The following is a 15,838-nucleotide window of genomic DNA, read 5'->3' on the forward strand; positions in this document are numbered from 1 at the left end:
GGCGAGGCTAAAGCAGTCCCTCGTAAACATCGAGCAGTGCGCGGACGTGGGTGTTTTGCGAGACGGCCTCGGACGCGTTCAGTAGTGCTTTGCTCATCTGTTCGACTTGAATGGGGTCCGCGCACAGGCTGTCGAGCGCAGCAGCCAGACCCGCAGCATCGGGTCCGAAAGCTGCGGTCGCGGTGCCGTCGGGGAACATCTCCAACAAGTCAGGATCGCTCACCACCGCGGGCAGGAGGGACGCCATCGCCTCAAGCAATACCATCGGCTGGTTGTCAAAGTCGTACGAAGAGGACACGAACACGTGGTGAGTTTGCATCGCTGCCAGCACATCTTCCTGCGGCACGGGGCCGTGCATGGTGACTCGATCATCCAACCCAAGCCTGTGGACGAGTCGTTTTGTTGGGGCAAAGGCGACGCCTTCGCCATACAGATTGGCGACGAAATTGCTCGTCATCTGCGAAAGTGCAGTCAGGAAGATGTCGGGTCGCTTTTCTGGGGACACCCGTCCGCACCACATAATGCGCAGCGGCTCATCCGGGGACAGGACACGAGGCTGGGAATTGCCGACTCGTCGTAAAGCAGAATCCTCCAACCCATTCGAAATGATCGACACAGGGCGAGAAACGCCCTGATCAACCAGTTTCTGCGCGAAATGCGCAGACGGAACAACGACGTGATCGGCAAAGTTTGCCTGGTTGATCATGAGCCGCCACATGCGGCGAGCCACTCGACCCCGGTTGTAGCGGGTGTCGGTGGACGGCGCGAGCGTGTGGGGGATGCGGGCGCCGTGCATACGCGCCAGCAGAGCTGTGGAAACAGACGGGAGAGGCAGAACCGACGCCGAATACACGTCAACGCGGCCATGCATGGTCTGGACGGACGGGATCGACAGATCGCGCGCCGCCTGCAGACCCGCCAAAGCCGCGAACATCTCCGAATGAACGTGAACCACATCGATCTGACGGCGCATAAACTCAGCCTTCATCAGCTCGTACGTGTGCGCATACGGCCATGTAAACGGGTACCCATCCGGCTTGAAAATAGGGGAGGCCGGGAGCGCCACCACCGAATCATCGGTTGAGGGCTCAAACCGGGGACAAAATATTGTCACCTCGTGCCCGAGGGATTCCAGCGATTCCTTCGCGGCCTTGACGGCGGTTTGGACCCCGCCAAGCGACGGCAGGTAGTAGTCAGTGACCATAGCGATATGCACGGGGCAAGTATACGGTTTGCTATTCGTGCGCGGTATGGGGTTAGCGTCCCTCAGCGCATGTGATGGGCGTGGCCAGCGGAACCGGTGCAAGGGGTTGTCCACAGTTTTGTGGCTCGCATCCGCAGGAGAGCGCGCGTGCGTATGATTGCGCTCATGGTAGGAAGCGAATCCGAAACATCCGTCCGGCCTCAGGTGGTCGTCACTGGCGCGAACGGATTTTTGGGCAGGCATGTGACCCGTGAGCTGTTGGCGTACGGCTATCACGTGATTGCTATGGCCCGAAGCGCTGCGGCGTTGCGCGAAACCAACCCGCCCGAGGTCGAGCCGCTCATCACCACGCTCGCTGACCTGGGTTCGGCTGACCTCCCACACGGTGGCCTTCCGCACGATGCGGTCCTAAACAACGGCCCCTTTGACGGGGACCACGCGCGGTCTGGCTCCTTGCGGGGTGACACCCCGCGGGCTGGCCTCCCCAAGGTGGACGCGATCATCCACTGCGCCGGACTGTCCTCGCCGTGGGGCCACGAGGCCGAGTTCGAGGAAGCCAACGTCGCAGGAACCCGCAACGTCCTCAAGTTCGCGCAACGCAACAACATCTCCCGGATCGTTTTCGTGTCCTCGCCCAGCGTTTACAGTGCACGGCGCGACCGGCTGAACATCCGCGAATCCGAGTTTGACCCGAACAACCACCTCAACCACTACATTGCCTCCAAAATCCGCGCCGAAGAACTGCTCCAACAAGCGCACGCACAAGGAGATCTGCCCGAACTCGTGATCATCCGGCCGCGTGGGTTGATCGGTGTTGGGGACACCAGCGTTATCCCGCGCCTGCTGCGCGTCAACGACCGGCTCGGCATCCCACTGTTCCGTGGCGGCTCAAACGTGGTTGACCTGACCTCGGTAGAGAACGTGGCACTGGCACTGCGGCTCGCGGTGTCGACCCCGCACAGCAACGGCCGGGTCTTCAACATCACCAATGGTGACCCGCGTCCGCTCAAGGAACTCCTCGACCTCCTCATGGACCAGTTGGGTAAAACTGGGCGGTACTGGAACGCCAACGCCAAGGCGCTGTATGCGGTGGCCGGAGCAGTGGAATCGGTGTTCTCTCGGCTTCCCGGCAACCCCGAGCCGCCCGTGACCGTCTACACGGTGTCCACGATCGCCCATTCGCAAACCCTAGACATTTCCGCTGCTCGGGCCGACCTGAGTTATGAGCCCCGCGTGAGTATCGAGGAATCTATCGCGGCGTTCGCTCAGGATCTGCTGCGGAAACCGGAGTCGGTGGATGCTCCCCAGAGCGGGCCTATCCCCAATGACCACCGACTCAAATACTTCGCCTGCGGGCATACCCACCACACACCCTCCCAGATGTTCTCTGGCGGGGCAAAAGAACGCCGCACCTTCCCATCAGGGGTATTCCTGTACGAACACCCGGGCGGGCATCGAGTCCTCTTCGACACCGGATACGCCCCACACCCGGGCCGCGGTGCCCGTGCTGTTGGCAGCGGTGGCGCTCGTGGGGAGCACACGCTGAGTTTGGCGGGTTTCAAAGGGTGGGCGTACGGGAAACTCCTGCCGCCCGTAGTCGCCCGCGAACAGGTGATCGACCAGCAGTTACGCGCCGCTGGAATCGCTCCCGAATCGATCAGCCACGTCGTCCTCTCCCACGGGCACCCCGACCACATCGGCGGTGTCCAATTCTTCCCACACGCCACGTTCGTTGTCTCGGCCGGGCTCGCGCGCAAGGTGCGCGCCTCACGCGTCAAGGACGGCGTATTTAGTGAGTTGCTGCCCGATTGGTTCGAGTCGCGGCTCCAGATTGTCGACGATACGGCTCTTTCATCCACCACGGTCGGCCCTCTGCGCGGTTACGATCTGTTCGGGGACGGAACATACCTGATCACGCCACTTCCCGGCCACGCGCTGGGGCATGTTGGCGGATTCGTGGAGGGGAAGATACTGCTTGCAGGTGACGCCGCTTGGGGTGCTGATCTGGCGGGGCGATGCGCCGATATGAAGCCCGTGCCTAAGTTCATTCAGGATGATGCGAAGACGTACATTCGCACGGCCCAGGAACTCGATGAGCTCTCACGCTCAGGTGACATCACTGTTCTGTATAGCCACGACTCATATCTGCCTCAGTCTGACGGCAGTGCATCGGGCGGCAGCGCATCGGGCGGCAGCGTGGGGTGGCTATGAGTGGGTTTACGGAGCAGTTGGCCTTCAAACTCGGTGTGGTGCGGCACTTTGCGCGGGTTCGATGGGGAGCTAGATACCGGGACGTTGCGGCGCTGAGGAAGGCCCAACTCGCGGGGTTAAGGAGGCAGGTTCGGTTCTGGGAGGAGAACTCGCCTTACATTGCTGAACACTTGCGCGTGACTCAGTCTGGCTGTGGGGCTGCATCAGATATCGAATCCCTGGCTGGGTCTGGGGCTAAGCTTGGGTCCAGAGGCAGCGCGGTACCGGCGTTCATCGTGGAGAACAGTGCACAGGATGCTGCCCTGCGGGAACTGGTTGAAACGTTGCCGGTCATGGACAAGCCCACGATGATGGACCACTTCAACGAGCTCAACACCGCTGGACTCGATCGAGATACCGCACTTGAGGTCGCCATACGCAGCGAGAAAGATCGAGACTTCTCCGCCGACATGGATGGAATCTCAGTGGGGCTGTCTTCCGGCACGTCAGGGCATCGCGGACTGTTTGTGGTCAGTAAGGCTGAACGCGCTGAATGGGCCGGAACGATTCTCGCGCTCGCGCTGCCCAAAGGGAAAATCCTAGGACACAAGATCGCCCTGTTCCTGCGTGCGGGAAACCAACTGTATGACTCCATTGGTTCGCGGGCAGTGCACTTCGAATACTTCGACATATATAAGCCACTCACCGAAAACCTAGCGGCACTGAACGCCCTGCAACCCACGATTCTGGTTGCACCACCCTCTGTGCTCAGGGACATTGCCGCAGCCCAAGAAGCGGGAACCATCTCAGTAGCGCCACAAAAAATCTTCACGGCAGCCGAAGTCCTCGAACCCATTGACGAACGCTACTTCAAACGGGTGTTCAAGCACGACATCATCCACCAGATCTACCAGTGCACCGAAGGACTCCTTGGGGTTACCTGCCAGTACGGAACGATGCACCTCAACGAAGACGCCGCGATCTTTGAAAAACAGTACGTCGATTCTCACCGGTTTATCCCCATCGTCACCGACTACCGACGCACCACCCAACCCATCGTGCGATACAGACTCGGTGACATACTCGTCGAAAAGCAAGGAAAATGCCTGTGTGGAAACCCTGCCACAGCTATTGATCGGATTGAAGGGCGCTCGGGGGACACCCTCGAACTCACCGATGCTGACGATTACAGCGCAACCATCTACGCGGACATGGTTTCGCGGGCCATGCTGTATGCCGATGGTGTTGAGGAATATCGGATCGTGCAGCGAGAACCCGGTGCGATTGACGTCTACCTTAGGCCCCAATCTGGTGTTGCGCGGTTAGTGTGTGAAGACTCCGTCCACACTGAACTCACAGTACTACTTAACCGATTCAACCTCGGACAACTCACTATCAACTACCACACCTACACGCGCGATACCAGCGCAAAAATGCGCCGCGTAGAAAGGGCATTTTTATCATGAAAATTGCCCGTAGCATCGAAATCCTTGGGTACGGATACGTGCTCCCGAGCACGACAGTTACGTTTGACGGTGCAACGAGATACAGGTTTGACTCAACCTACGTCCACCGTGACATGCTCGTGGCGGCAGGGGAGAAAGCCCTTGCTCACGCAGGTTTGCTACCCGAAGACCTCGACTGCATAATCGGGGCGGTTGCCGCGGACATTCAACCGATTCCGTGCACTGCCGCGCTGGTCATGGAGAAACTGGCGCCACATGCGGCTGCTGCTGCGCTCGACGTGAACTCAACGTGCACCTCGTTCATTACCGCGCTCGATGTTGCGTCGCGATATATCGCAGATGGCGAGTACTCGCGCGTTCTCATCGTGGCGGGTGACGTGGGAAGTCAGTTCCTCAACTCCGAGCAGCGTGAGAGCTTTGAGTTGTTCTCCGATGCGACCGTCGCGTTTGTGGTTGGCCCTGTTCCCGCAGAGTCTGGTAGGGGGATCCTCGCCTCACTGCAACAGACCTGGCCTCAGCACGCACACGACACTGAGATTCGCGGTGGTGGTACCGGGCTGCCGGGACGCGATTTCTCCGACGAGAACGCCGCAGACTATCTGTTCGACATGAACGGCCGCGCAGCTTTAATGAGCATGGCCCGCATTTTGCCGAAGTTCTTTGACCGGTTTTACGCCAAGGCAGGTGTGACCCTTGAGGAGATTGACTACGTCATCCCGCATCAGGCATCCCGGGCGCTCGAACTGATTATGCAGAAGCTTGGCATCGAGAAGGGCAAGTACGCAGACTACGTGAACGATTACGGCAACATGGTGTCGAGCTCAGTCCCGTTTGCGCTAGCCAAATCACTCGAAGCCGGAAAGGTTGGACCCGGCTCAACCGTGATGCTTTGCGGTACCGCTGCCGGACTCACCGCCAACGCGTTGCTGCTGAAACTCTGACTGGCCTGGTTCGTGGTGAGGTTACGTTCGCGTTGATGCAAGGGGACTCGTCCCGGCGTTAGTCGGCGGGTTTGAGGTAGAAGTCCTTGGTGTTTTGCGCGAACGTGGCGTATTTGATTTCTTCGCTGGTGATGCGAAAGAGTTCTTCGCGTTCCCCTGTTTTGATGTCGATGAGTTGGATGATGAGGGTCTTTCCCTTTTCTCCGCTCGCGTAGACACGCCCATCGTTGGCGATCCCGTGGACGAACATCGCTCCGTCTTGTGCACCCGATCCAGGCTCGTGTAAACCCTTGTTGAGATCGCGACCTTCGACTATATTTTCAGCGAAATCAAGGATACGCATTGTCCATCGTCTGGTTTCTTCGAAGGTGCATTTGGTTCCCTCTGCGTTCCATCCGGTGGAAGTTTTGAGGTAGTAGTCATCGAGGACTCGTACTATCTTGCGGTTTGTTACGTCATATTGGATGTGTGCGACAGTAGGAGGGTCGTGCTTGATGATGGGTATTTTTACTATCGCGGTTGTGCCTTGTGGATTGATCGAGAGAGCTGGTGTGTGGGCGATATCGGTGCCATCAACTTTGAAGAGTTCTTCGGTTTCTCCGGTCGCGAGGTCACAGCGATATAACCCAGTGTGTACATCGGTGTTATTGCGCAGGCTACGATATATTTCGCCGAAGTTGTGGCCGAGCGCACTTGGTGGGTTGAAGATCGGATGGTTGGGGTCGTCGGCCCAGATTTTACGGTAGAAGCAGTACCGCATATCGGTGGTGAATGCGTACCTGTATTGAGGGTTGTAAGGCAATGTTTTGGGTAAGTCCGTGACTTCACCGGTGAGGAGGTTTCTCAAGGCTAGCCGGAAGTTTTCAGGAGGGTCGAGATACTTCGGTTTCCCACCGGGTAGATAGCGGGTGATGAGTATGTATTTTCCTTCACCGAGGAGTGAGTGTGGCCAGTTGCCAATGGACGGATCTGATTTTGGGGCTAGTTTGACCAGTGCCTGACGATGTGGGTCGTAGTAGGCGAAGTAGTTGTCGACGACAAAAAATGGACAACCGGCTCCCAGAGTCTCGACGGTTTCGATCCCTTGGGACTCCCTAATCTTCAGCCTCTTCATGCCTATCCTTTCGTAGAGGAAAGCCCTCTTCCCAACAGGTTAGTTGGCTAGTCCAGCTTGGACGGCGAGCGCCGCGAGGTGAGTGCGATTCTTGGCTCCAAGTTTTGTGGCAGCGTTACCCAGATGGGTTTTGACTGACGTTTCAGAGATGAACATACTGGCGGCAATGTCAGCATTCGAACAACCTTCAGTGACCAGCCACCGGACAGCTTCCAACTCTCGTGAGGTCAAGAGACTCACTCTCGATTGAACGGCTGCAGAGTTTGCCCGACCACCACGGCGAGTGGATTCCATGACCACTCGGGTAGCACGCGGTGAAAGCCAACCTTCCCCAGCGGCTACGCGGCGCACAGCGCGTACAAACTCCCCAGGGTCTGAGTCCTTGGCCAAGAAGCCATCAACGCCAACGGAGACAGCATCCAAAATAGTTGCCTCGGAGTCGAAACTCGTCAGCGCGATAACACCCGGAGGATTAGGCAGTTCCTTGACGAATGCTGTTGCAGTGATGCCGTCCATTCGCTCCATGCGAACGTCCATGATGACAACATCTGGCGCTGTGCTGCGAACCAAATCCACCGCCTGATCGCCGTCTTTAGCCTGTCCAACAACCTCGCATCCGCCCTTCGTGATGAACGAGGACAACACATTGCGCACGAAATCATCGTCATCGATGATGGCTACGCGGATCGTACGGGTTAAAGCGGATGAAGTATCGGAAAACTCCGTGGACTGGCTGGAGGCGGAGCCGAATAGGTTGGCTGGCTGCGCAGGTGGTGTCGTGGCTGGTTCGTGATTCACGGGGTTACTCCAGGTTCGTCGAGAGACCAAGGAAGTCGGGTTGTCGTGCGCCAGAAACCATCTAGGGAGCCGTAACTGAACTTACCCCCGAGGCTCTCTGCGCGTTCCTTCATCCCGGCTAACCCTGCCCCGGTTCCCAACATGGCGGCACGCTCATCGCGGTCAGGGCTTTCCTGATTGATGACCTCAATGAAGATGCCGCTCCCGCGTTCAGCGAATACCCGGACGAAAATCGGAGTGCCGTTCGAGTACTTCATCGCATTGGAGATGGACTCCTGCGTCACGCGAAAGGCAGCACGGGAGACCACTTCGGGTGGCATCGATTCCATATCAACCTCAATGTTTGCGCTGATTAGCGCGCCAGATTCGCGGGCGTGTTCAATAAGTTGGTGTAGGGCACCGAGGTTTCGTTCGCGCACACCTGTATAGCCTTCGCTGGACGAATCACGCAGCGATGCGACTAGCCCGCGCATCTCGTTGAGCGTTCTTTGGACCGTGCGCCGCATCTCCTGCGCGGCTGCACTCACTTCTGGATCTTCCGTTGTGGTCTCAAGCATTCCGGTTTGCAATGACAGATGGGAAAGCTGATGGGCGACCGTGTCATGAATTTCCCGGGCAATAACCTCCCGCTCGTCACGCCTGCTCAGATCCTCTTGAAGCTCGGTGACTTGTCGGACATGCTCCGCAGGAATGGGCGCGGGCTGTTGTGAACGCCGCACAAACCCGACAATCCACGTGATTGCTAAGCCCAGGATCGCAATAACAAGGTAGAAGCTCACTGTTGCTTCGGTCAGTTCGCCAGTCTCAGAGTTTCGCGTATCAAAGATCGCCTCACCGGGTGGGCGAGAAGCATCCCACAGCGTTGTGACCGCTACAGCAACAGCCGAGAAGAACATGGCATAGATGACCTCGCGGTAAGTTCCTTTTGCGATCACCCATGTAGCCGCAACTAGTGAGGCTAGAGGTGATAGCGAAGCGATCAGTCCGAGTGCGGTGACAATGGTGAACACGTACACGGGAAAACTACGCCGAAGAATCAGCATGTAGCTGGCCAAAGGTATAGCGGTCAGCGCAACCAAGATCAGCAGCACATTATCTGAACTGATCCCTAATGCAGCGTGGCCCAAATCCCAGAACCCGACAGCGATGATCAGTACGTAGGTGAACCCGTGTTTAAGTTCCTCTCGAACAACGGGGAGGTTAAAAACCCCAACGCGATAATCCGGTGTCCATCGTGAAAACAGAGTCTCCTCACGCGGTGGAAGCATTGGTGACCGGAACACATCAGAATACGAGCCGCGCGACATACCTAGCGGAGGTATCGGGTGTGGGTCCGACGATGGGGGCGGGTAAAACTGGGACATGCACTGACCATACCGCTAGGCACTGACATTCCTAAACCCTCCGCCTAGTCGTAAAAGACTGACCGATCAGGCAACATGTGTGACCGAACGGAGGAAGAAACCGCTAGGCCGGTCAGCGCAGGATTGAAACGTCAACAGTTTCGACCTAGCAAAGGCAGATCATGGGAAACAATCCATTCGACCCACCACAGAATTTCAACAGCCCCAACAACTCCCCTCAAGGTCCTCAACCTGGCCAGCAACCGTCCGGTTACCCGCAGCAGCCGCCAGTGGGCTATCCGCCACAGCAGTTTCAGCAATCACCGGTTCCACCGCAAAAAGAGAAGAACTGGTTCGCCCGCCACAAGATCCTCACCGTCATCTTCGCTCTGATTGCGATAGTGGTCATCGCTAACCTGAGCGGCGGCGAGGGTGAAGGTAACACACCAACCGCACCCAACTCGTCGCAAAGCCCGTCCCCAACAGACAACGAGACGCAAGCCGACAACAAAGAACCGCAGGAAGAGCCCACCGAGACAGAAACCCCCGACGAAGAGCCAGCAACGCAGGAACCTGAACCCGAACCAGAGCCGGAACCAACCGGTTTCAAAATCGGTGACGTCGCCGAGGCCGGTGACATGACGTACAAGGTTCTCTCCGCTAAGACCGCGCAGAGCGTGGGAGAAAGTTTCTTGGCAGAAAAAGCCAAGGGGACCTACCTGGTTGTGGAACTGGAAGTCACCAACAACTCCAACGATTCGTCGCTCGTGACCAGCAGTTTCTTCAAACTCAAGCAGGGCGAGAAGGTGTATGAAGCTGACTCCGTGGCATCCCTCGTAGCGAACAGCGCCGATGGCAATGACTCCTTCCTTGGCGAAGATCTCAACCCAGACCTGACCATGAAGGGCGTCGTTGTGTTCGATGTTCCCGAGAAGGTTGCGAAGGCCAAGGACAACCTCCTGCAAGCCCAGACTGGTTTTTGGGGCACGCAAACCGTTGACATACTGCTCGCCAGATAGTTTCCATAAACAGTTGACCTTGACGTAACGTCAACTTATAGAGTCGTTTTGTTCGACCGGCCGATTGTTCTCGCGAGTGGGAACAATCGGCTGGGCTCGTTCCCACCACAGGGGAAAACGCATGGAGTACTCAATCAAACAGCTCGCGCAGATCGCGGGCACGACCTCTCGTACGCTTCGGCATTACGGCGAGTGCGGGCTACTGCAGCCCTCGCGCATTGGCGCGAATGGCTACAGGTTTTACGACGATCAGTCGGTTTTGGTCCTGCAACGCATCTTGCTGATGCGGCGGCTTGGGATGCCACTTGAGGACATCAAGCATGCGCTTACAAACGGAGAAGAACACGGTCAAGCGTTGCGGACACTCGCGGCTGCGCTGCGCAAAGAACGCGACGCGCTTGATCGTCGGCTGGTCACAATCGACCAGACGATCACGGCACTAGAGAATGGAACAAAAATGAACGCTCACGAAGCGCTCGAAAACATCAACGAGCAATACAAGGAAGAGGTCACCGACCGCTGGGGCGCCGATGCATACAAGCAGGGCGACAACTGGTGGAAATCACTGAGTGAAGGTGAACGGCAAGAATTCCACAACCAGGTTCGATCGCTGAACAGCGACTGGATCGCGGCATGGGAGGCTGGCGTATCACCGGAATCGGGCAATGCGCAGGCACTGGCGCAGCGCCACATCGAATGGCTCTGCGGTATCCCCGGAACCCCGGCCTACAGCGCTTCGGCTGTGCGTGGCGAGTTCACCGAGCAGGTAGCCCAGTATGTTGAAGGGCTAGCGAACATGTATCCGGCTGACCCTCGGTTTGCGGCAAACTACGGCGGCGAAGCGGGCGCGGTGTTCGTTCGTGACGCGCTGCTGCACCGCATCCGCAACTAACGGTGGGCGACTGTCCCCACTTTTCCGTATCCCCCTAAACTCGATGGGCCGAAATTAGTCCGCATGCACTGAAAAAGTAAGTGCACCCGGACCAGTTTCGACCCATCGACTGGTCAGTGAGGGGCCAGTCACCTCAGCGGGAGGCGAGTTTCAGGAAGGCCCGGTGTAGGGTGAGGTCACCCGTGATCTCGGGATGGAAGGTCGCTCCGATCAGGCGATCTTGGGCAACCGCCACAACCTCGTCACCGTGCCAGGCTATGGCCTGAGCGCGTGGCCCGACCTGTTCGATGCGTGGTGCACGAATGAATGCGACGTGCGCGTTCTGGTCACCGGTAGATTCGCCAGTTCGGGTAGTACTACCATCAAGCCCGGAGGCGTCAGCGGTACCCACGGCATCACCAGTCCTCGAAGCACTAACGCCCGAATCCCGAACTCCAGAAGAAGCATCGGAGAGCGACACCCGCACCGAAGCCTCAAAGGAATCGAGTTGGTTGCCGTAGGCATTGCGGGCGACAACCACATCCAACCCGCCCACCCGGTCAAAGCCGGAGAGCGGGCCGGGTGCTACCACCTCGTCGGCAAGCAGAATCAAACCCGCGCACGTGCCAAGCACCGCCAACGAACCGGCGTCAATGCGCTCGCGCACAAGCGGCAGCAAACCCATGGGCGCGGCCAGCCGGGCGATGGCGGTGGACTCGCCACCAGGTATTACCAGCCCCGATAGCCCGGAGAGATCAGACGGGCGGCGCACCGGGACAACCGATGCGCCGAGCGTTGTGAGGAGGTCGGCGTGCTCGGACACTGCGCCCTGCAGTGCGAGCACGCCAACCTGTGGCGCAATGCTCACCAGCCGCGCTCAGCGAGACGGTGTGGGGCTGGAAGGTCGGCGACGTTGATGCCGACCATCGCTTCGCCGAGGCCGCGGGAGACCTTGGCGATCTCCGCTGGGTCGTTGAAGTGGGTGGTTGCATGCACGATTGCGCGGGCGCGCTCTTCCGGGTTGCCGGACTTGAAGATTCCGGAGCCGACGAACACGCCGTCGGCGCCCATCTGCATCATCATGGCGGCGTCGGCGGGGGTTGCCACACCACCGGCAACGAACAGGACGACGGGTAGTTTGCCGTCGGCGGCTACCTTCTTCACGAGCTCGTATGGTGCCTGGAGTTCCTTGGCGGCAACGAATAGTTCGTTTTCGTCGAGGGAGGTGAGGCGTGCGATTTCTGCGGTGATGGTGCGGATGTGCTTCATCGCCTCGGAGACGTCACCGGTTCCGGCCTCGCCCTTGGAGCGGATCATCGCGGCGCCCTCGGTGATGCGGCGCAGGGCCTCACCGAGGTTGGTGGCACCACACACGAATGGCACGTTGAAGTCGCGCTTGTTGATGTGGTGGATGTAGTCGGCGGGGGAGAGCACTTCGGATTCGTCGATGTAGTCGACACCGAGCGCCTCAAGCACCTGAGCCTCCACGAAGTGCCCGATGCGAGCCTTCGCCATGACTGGGATGGAGACAGCCTCGATGATGCCGTCGATTAGGTCTGGGTCGCTCATGCGCGCGACGCCGCCCTGCGCGCGGATGTCGGCGGGCACGCGCTCAAGCGCCATGACCGCAACGGCTCCCGCGTCCTCAGCGATCTTGGCCTGTTCAGCGTTGACCACATCCATGATGACGCCGCCCTTGAGCATGCGCGCAAGCCCGGTGTTGAGGCGGTTGGCTGGAACGATGTCCTGATTGGCGACGATCTGGTCGCTCGTGTTGGCTGCTTCGGTTTGGGTGGAAGTCATTTTGGGGCTCCGGGCGCTGGTATGACGAATAATCTGTTTGCAGTGTGGATACCATCCGACCGGTGGTCGGATGGTGCGCACACCAGTCTCAAGGATGCTCCATCAAACTGGACCATGAAAAGGTCCGGTTTGATCGACTTTGACTGGACCAGTTGGTTAGTATGAGCAGGTGCTTCCCATCGTGCTCGACCGAACCGCCCCAACATCGGTGTCCGCTCAAATCGCTGCGGCCATCAGAGAGCTCATCGCGAACGGCTCACTCCAGGCGGGGGAACCGGTTCCCTCATCCAGGGCGCTCGCGGCAGGGCTCGGCATCGCCCGCGGAACCGTCGTTGCCGCCTACGATCAACTCATTGCGGAAAGCTACCTGGTGTCAAAGCCCGGCGGAAAAACCACCGTTCACGCCGATGCAGTTGCGGCCACACCCCGGAACCTGACAGTGCGCGCTGATCTGGCCAGTGAAAAGATCCCCCACTCAACCCAGCCAACCACGAGGGGTGGGGGAGAAAATAGAACGCGTCCACATCGTCGGCAATCAGAGACAGCCAGCATCGACCCGCGGCCAACCACTCGGAGAAACAGAGGAGTCAACGACTCCGCCTGGCGCGAAGCCTGGCGCAGCGCCGCCGAAAACCAGCCAATCGCGCCCGCCGACACCGTGCAGGGACTCGTGAGCCTGCGGCGAGCAATCGCCGAACACCTGCGACTCATGCGATCCATGCTCGTTGATCCAGACGACATCTTCATCACCTCGGGGGCCCGCGACGGCCTGTTCCAACTGCTCAACTCGCTCGACGCAGGGCACAGCGTACGCGTGGGAGTTGAACACCCCGGCTATCCCGGCCTGCGGAAAGTCATCGAATACGCTCCCGCCCACGCCGTTCAGGTGTCCGTGGACCGACACGGAATCCTCGCCCAGAACCTACCCGACCTCGACGCCGTGCTCGTGACGCCCAACCACCTGTATCCGAGTGGCGGAGCCATGCCGGCGCCCCGGCGACTCGAACTGCTGACGCGTGCCGCCGCGCGCGGGGCCATCGTGATCGAGGACGACCTTGACTCCGAATACCGGCATATCGGCCCAGTTCTGCCGAGTCTGTGGGAACTGGCCCCGGATACGGTTGCTCACCTCGGAACGTTCAGCCAGGTACTCACGCCCGATGCGCGTATCGGCTACCTGATCGTGCCCAGTGCGCTGCATGAACCTTTACGTCAAATGCGCTCCGAACTGGGCATCAGCCCCTCGCCGATTGCGCAGCGTGCGGTTGCCGCCTATCTCGAATCGGGTGGCCTACGACGACAGATCACCAAACGCCGCCGCGACCTCGTGCGACGGCGCAATCTCGCAGCACGCGCACTCGAACCATACGGCGCGCAGATGTATGCGGGTGCCACGGCACTCGTTGAACTTGACTCGGAGGTGGCAGCCCGGAGGGTGCTGGAACGATGCCTTGCCCACGGCGTGGAGGTTGGTGATCTCGCCGAATACTGGCGAACCCCCGTCCACGGAATTGTGCTGGGATACGGTGACGTGCCGCTTGAAGAACTCGAACGTGGGCTGCAGGTTCTGGCCGATGCCCTGCATGCATGACGCCAGAGGCATCGAAAGAGGATCGAGAGCGTGGGTGATTTTGCCTGAAACTCGAACCGAATAGGTCGTTTCAGGTGGCGTGGCTGGGGAGTGGTGCCTAGCGTCAGAACATGACACTCGATGCGCGAGATCTCCTGAACTCCGCGGTAGGGCGGCACCTGTGCCTCGCCTACCTGGAGTCACTCGCGTGCGTCGAGGATATCGAGGAAGACACCTCTGCGGCCGGAGAGTTTCAGCGTTCCCTACGCACGGCCTCCATGGTCATAGATCTCTCACAGGGGTCATCCACCGTGTTTGGGTGGGATCCATATGGTCGGCTGCTCGATCAAGAGGCATTCCTACAACACCTCACGGAGGAAGCCAAGAGCAAAGGGCTTGTCGGTCCCGCCGCAGGGCCCAATTTGGCACGGCAGATCGCGCGCATTGAGTTGACTGAGATCGGTGATCTGCAACTCATGCAGGCGCTGTCGAAAGCCACGAACGCCGTGCACTTTTGGGGGCAGAGCCCAACCGGCGAAGAGATCCTCATGAATGGTCCCGAGCCGACGAGCGCCATGCTGCGGGTAGCGCACCACATCATCGAGTCCGCAGCGAGTTCGTGGTGGTATGAGCCGTGGGCACCGTGTGAACAATGGCTGGTGCGCCCCGTCAACGCCATGAACGGGGAAGAACCATTCGAACTGGAACCCAAAACCCTCCGCGAGCACGAGAGTATCACCGTGCTCATTGAGGATGCGTTCGACCAGGCCGAGCGTGAGGCCTCGGCCCGCAAGCACCGGCAACTGGGGCCACAGGAACCCCTTGGTGATGTGTGGTGGTCCTTTCCGGCGTTCTTGCTGGAGAAGACCACGAGCCTGATTCCTGGCATTGGTCCCGTGGACCTGTATTGCTGTGAGGACAGCCATGGAGAAGACACGAAGGTCGCGTGGAAGGTCTCTTCTGCGGGGCAGAGGATATTCGAGGTTGCCGACGCGGAGGATTGGGTGCGGCTCTGTGCTTGGTATCCACAGGAGGTCACCGCAACCAAACTCGACATGTGGGAGAAGAACACCCGACGCCGGGGGAGGTGGGTCGTGCCTGACTGGCTCAAGATGGCCAGCGACTTCGACGGTGTACATCTGAGCGCTGCCGCCTACATTTCGCTGGCCGGAACCGCGATCCCGGTGCGCGGACTCGGCGCAGAGGGAGAATGGGCGAGTTCGATTACCGGGTGGACCCCTGACTGGACCTTTCACTTCACGCAGATCCGGGTGGACGTCGAGTCTCGTCAGGTATGGCAGCTTGACGACAACTCGCCTGGACCCATCTGGGAGCGGGCGCGCGGAGTGGGGCCGGATGGCCGGTGGGGTCGTAGCGAATAGGTTTTGGCTGTGCGCGGGTTTCCCTCTGATTGACGACGACTCGGTTGCGTTGGTCTCGCGCCTTCCGCATGTCCTTGCGCGGTCACGGCGATGTATGGGCTAAACGTCTTTGCTGATTAGGTGACGTTTTGTCCGAA

Annotated in this window: 13 protein-coding genes; 7 read left to right on the forward strand and 6 right to left on the reverse strand. The window is 59.2% G+C overall.

All coding sequences use genetic code 11. From position 1 onward, the window contains the following. Window positions 1-7: 7 nt before the first annotated feature. Window positions 8-1,216, reverse strand: a complete 1,209-nt coding sequence (locus tag ACFSYH_RS00780; protein ID WP_377464525.1) for a glycosyltransferase — start codon at window positions 1,214-1,216, stop codon at window positions 8-10. A 153-nt stretch (window positions 1,217-1,369) separates the two neighbouring features. Between ACFSYH_RS00780 and ACFSYH_RS00785 the strand changes: the two genes are divergently transcribed. From ACFSYH_RS00785 to ACFSYH_RS00795, 3 genes are read left to right on the forward strand one after another with little or no spacing between them, the layout of a single operon-like run. Next, complete coding sequence (locus ACFSYH_RS00785; protein ID WP_377464526.1) at window positions 1,370-3,415, forward strand: NAD-dependent epimerase/dehydratase family protein; 2,046 nt, start codon at window positions 1,370-1,372, stop codon at window positions 3,413-3,415. Beyond that, window positions 3,412-4,860, forward strand: a complete 1,449-nt coding sequence (locus tag ACFSYH_RS00790; RefSeq protein ID WP_377464528.1) for a F390 synthetase-related protein — start codon at window positions 3,412-3,414, stop codon at window positions 4,858-4,860. Before ACFSYH_RS00785 ends, ACFSYH_RS00790 begins: the two co-directional genes overlap by 4 nt. Continuing rightward, window positions 4,857-5,801, forward strand: a complete 945-nt coding sequence (locus tag ACFSYH_RS00795; RefSeq protein WP_377464530.1) for a 3-oxoacyl-[acyl-carrier-protein] synthase III C-terminal domain-containing protein — start codon at window positions 4,857-4,859, stop codon at window positions 5,799-5,801. The genes ACFSYH_RS00790 and ACFSYH_RS00795 overlap by 4 nt, the downstream gene beginning before the upstream one ends. Before the next feature lie 58 nt (window positions 5,802-5,859). Here the strand turns inward: ACFSYH_RS00795 and ACFSYH_RS00800 are convergent, their stop codons facing one another. Genes ACFSYH_RS00800 through ACFSYH_RS00810 form a run of 3 tightly spaced genes read right to left on the reverse strand, consistent with a single transcriptional unit; the run spans window position 5,860 to window position 9,077 of the window. Next, complete coding sequence (locus ACFSYH_RS00800) at window positions 5,860-6,915, reverse strand: hypothetical protein (RefSeq protein ID WP_377464531.1); 1,056 nt, start codon at window positions 6,913-6,915, stop codon at window positions 5,860-5,862. Between the two features lie 39 nt (window positions 6,916-6,954). After that, window positions 6,955-7,713, reverse strand: coding sequence for a response regulator transcription factor (locus ACFSYH_RS00805; RefSeq protein ID WP_377464533.1), 759 nt, complete (start codon window positions 7,711-7,713; stop codon window positions 6,955-6,957). Next, window positions 7,710-9,077, reverse strand: a complete 1,368-nt coding sequence (locus tag ACFSYH_RS00810) for a sensor histidine kinase (protein WP_377464535.1) — start codon at window positions 9,075-9,077, stop codon at window positions 7,710-7,712. The genes ACFSYH_RS00805 and ACFSYH_RS00810 overlap by 4 nt, the downstream gene beginning before the upstream one ends. 161 nt (window positions 9,078-9,238) lie before the next feature. On the opposite strand from ACFSYH_RS00810, the gene ACFSYH_RS00815 reads away from it, so the two are divergent. Next, a complete protein-coding gene (locus ACFSYH_RS00815; RefSeq protein ID WP_377464536.1) occupies window positions 9,239-10,075 on the forward strand; it encodes a DUF4352 domain-containing protein in 837 nt (278 codons plus the stop codon). A 121-nt stretch (window positions 10,076-10,196) separates the two neighbouring features. Beyond that, window positions 10,197-10,967 carry a MerR family transcriptional regulator gene (locus ACFSYH_RS00820; RefSeq protein WP_377464537.1) on the forward strand — a complete coding sequence of 257 codons (771 nt, stop codon included), beginning with the start codon at window positions 10,197-10,199 and terminating at the stop codon, window positions 10,965-10,967. 133 nt (window positions 10,968-11,100) lie between these two features. Here the strand turns inward: ACFSYH_RS00820 and pdxT are convergent, their stop codons facing one another. Both pdxT and pdxS read right to left on the reverse strand, forming a co-directional pair. Beyond that, window positions 11,101-11,814: a pyridoxal 5'-phosphate synthase glutaminase subunit PdxT gene (gene pdxT, locus ACFSYH_RS00825; RefSeq protein ID WP_377464538.1), complete on the reverse strand. Its 714-nt coding sequence runs from the start codon at window positions 11,812-11,814 to the stop codon at window positions 11,101-11,103. Continuing rightward, window positions 11,811-12,749 carry a pyridoxal 5'-phosphate synthase lyase subunit PdxS gene (gene pdxS / locus ACFSYH_RS00830; RefSeq protein WP_377464539.1) on the reverse strand — a complete coding sequence of 313 codons (939 nt, stop codon included), beginning with the start codon at window positions 12,747-12,749 and terminating at the stop codon, window positions 11,811-11,813. Before pdxS ends, pdxT begins: the two co-directional genes overlap by 4 nt. A 169-nt stretch (window positions 12,750-12,918) precedes the next feature. Between pdxS and pdxR the strand changes: the two genes are divergently transcribed. Next, window positions 12,919-14,340 carry a MocR-like pyridoxine biosynthesis transcription factor PdxR gene (gene pdxR / locus ACFSYH_RS00835; RefSeq protein ID WP_377464540.1) on the forward strand — a complete coding sequence of 474 codons (1,422 nt, stop codon included), beginning with the start codon at window positions 12,919-12,921 and terminating at the stop codon, window positions 14,338-14,340. A gap of 110 nt (window positions 14,341-14,450) precedes the next feature. Then, window positions 14,451-15,701: a hypothetical protein gene (locus ACFSYH_RS00840; RefSeq protein ID WP_377464541.1), complete on the forward strand. Its 1,251-nt coding sequence runs from the start codon at window positions 14,451-14,453 to the stop codon at window positions 15,699-15,701. The last annotated feature ends 137 nt before the right edge of the window (window positions 15,702-15,838 follow it).

Origin of the sequence: Populibacterium corticicola (genome assembly GCF_042683685.1) — a bacterium.
Classification (GTDB): Bacteria; Actinomycetota; Actinomycetes; order Actinomycetales; family Cellulomonadaceae; genus Timonella; species Timonella corticicola.

What these genes read in the sequence shown, in the direction of transcription:
- ACFSYH_RS00785 (WP_377464526.1), top strand. Translation starts at nt 1,370, where the DNA reads ATGGTAGGAAGCGAATCCGAAACATCCGTCCGGCCTCAGGTGGTCGTC.
- ACFSYH_RS00790 (WP_377464528.1), top strand. Translation starts at nt 3,412, where the DNA reads ATGAGTGGGTTTACGGAGCAGTTGGCCTTCAAACTCGGTGTGGTGCGG.
- ACFSYH_RS00795 (WP_377464530.1), top strand. Translation starts at nt 4,857, where the DNA reads ATGAAAATTGCCCGTAGCATCGAAATCCTTGGGTACGGATACGTGCTC.
- ACFSYH_RS00800 (WP_377464531.1), bottom strand. Translation starts at nt 6,915, where the DNA reads ATGAAGAGGCTGAAGATTAGGGAGTCCCAAGGGATCGAAACCGTCGAG.
- ACFSYH_RS00810 (WP_377464535.1), bottom strand. Translation starts at nt 9,077, where the DNA reads ATGTCCCAGTTTTACCCGCCCCCATCGTCGGACCCACACCCGATACCT.
- ACFSYH_RS00815 (WP_377464536.1), top strand. Translation starts at nt 9,239, where the DNA reads ATGGGAAACAATCCATTCGACCCACCACAGAATTTCAACAGCCCCAAC.
- ACFSYH_RS00820 (WP_377464537.1), top strand. Translation starts at nt 10,197, where the DNA reads ATGGAGTACTCAATCAAACAGCTCGCGCAGATCGCGGGCACGACCTCT.
- pdxS (WP_377464539.1), bottom strand. Translation starts at nt 12,749, where the DNA reads ATGACTTCCACCCAAACCGAAGCAGCCAACACGAGCGACCAGATCGTC.
- ACFSYH_RS00840 (WP_377464541.1), top strand. Translation starts at nt 14,451, where the DNA reads ATGACACTCGATGCGCGAGATCTCCTGAACTCCGCGGTAGGGCGGCAC.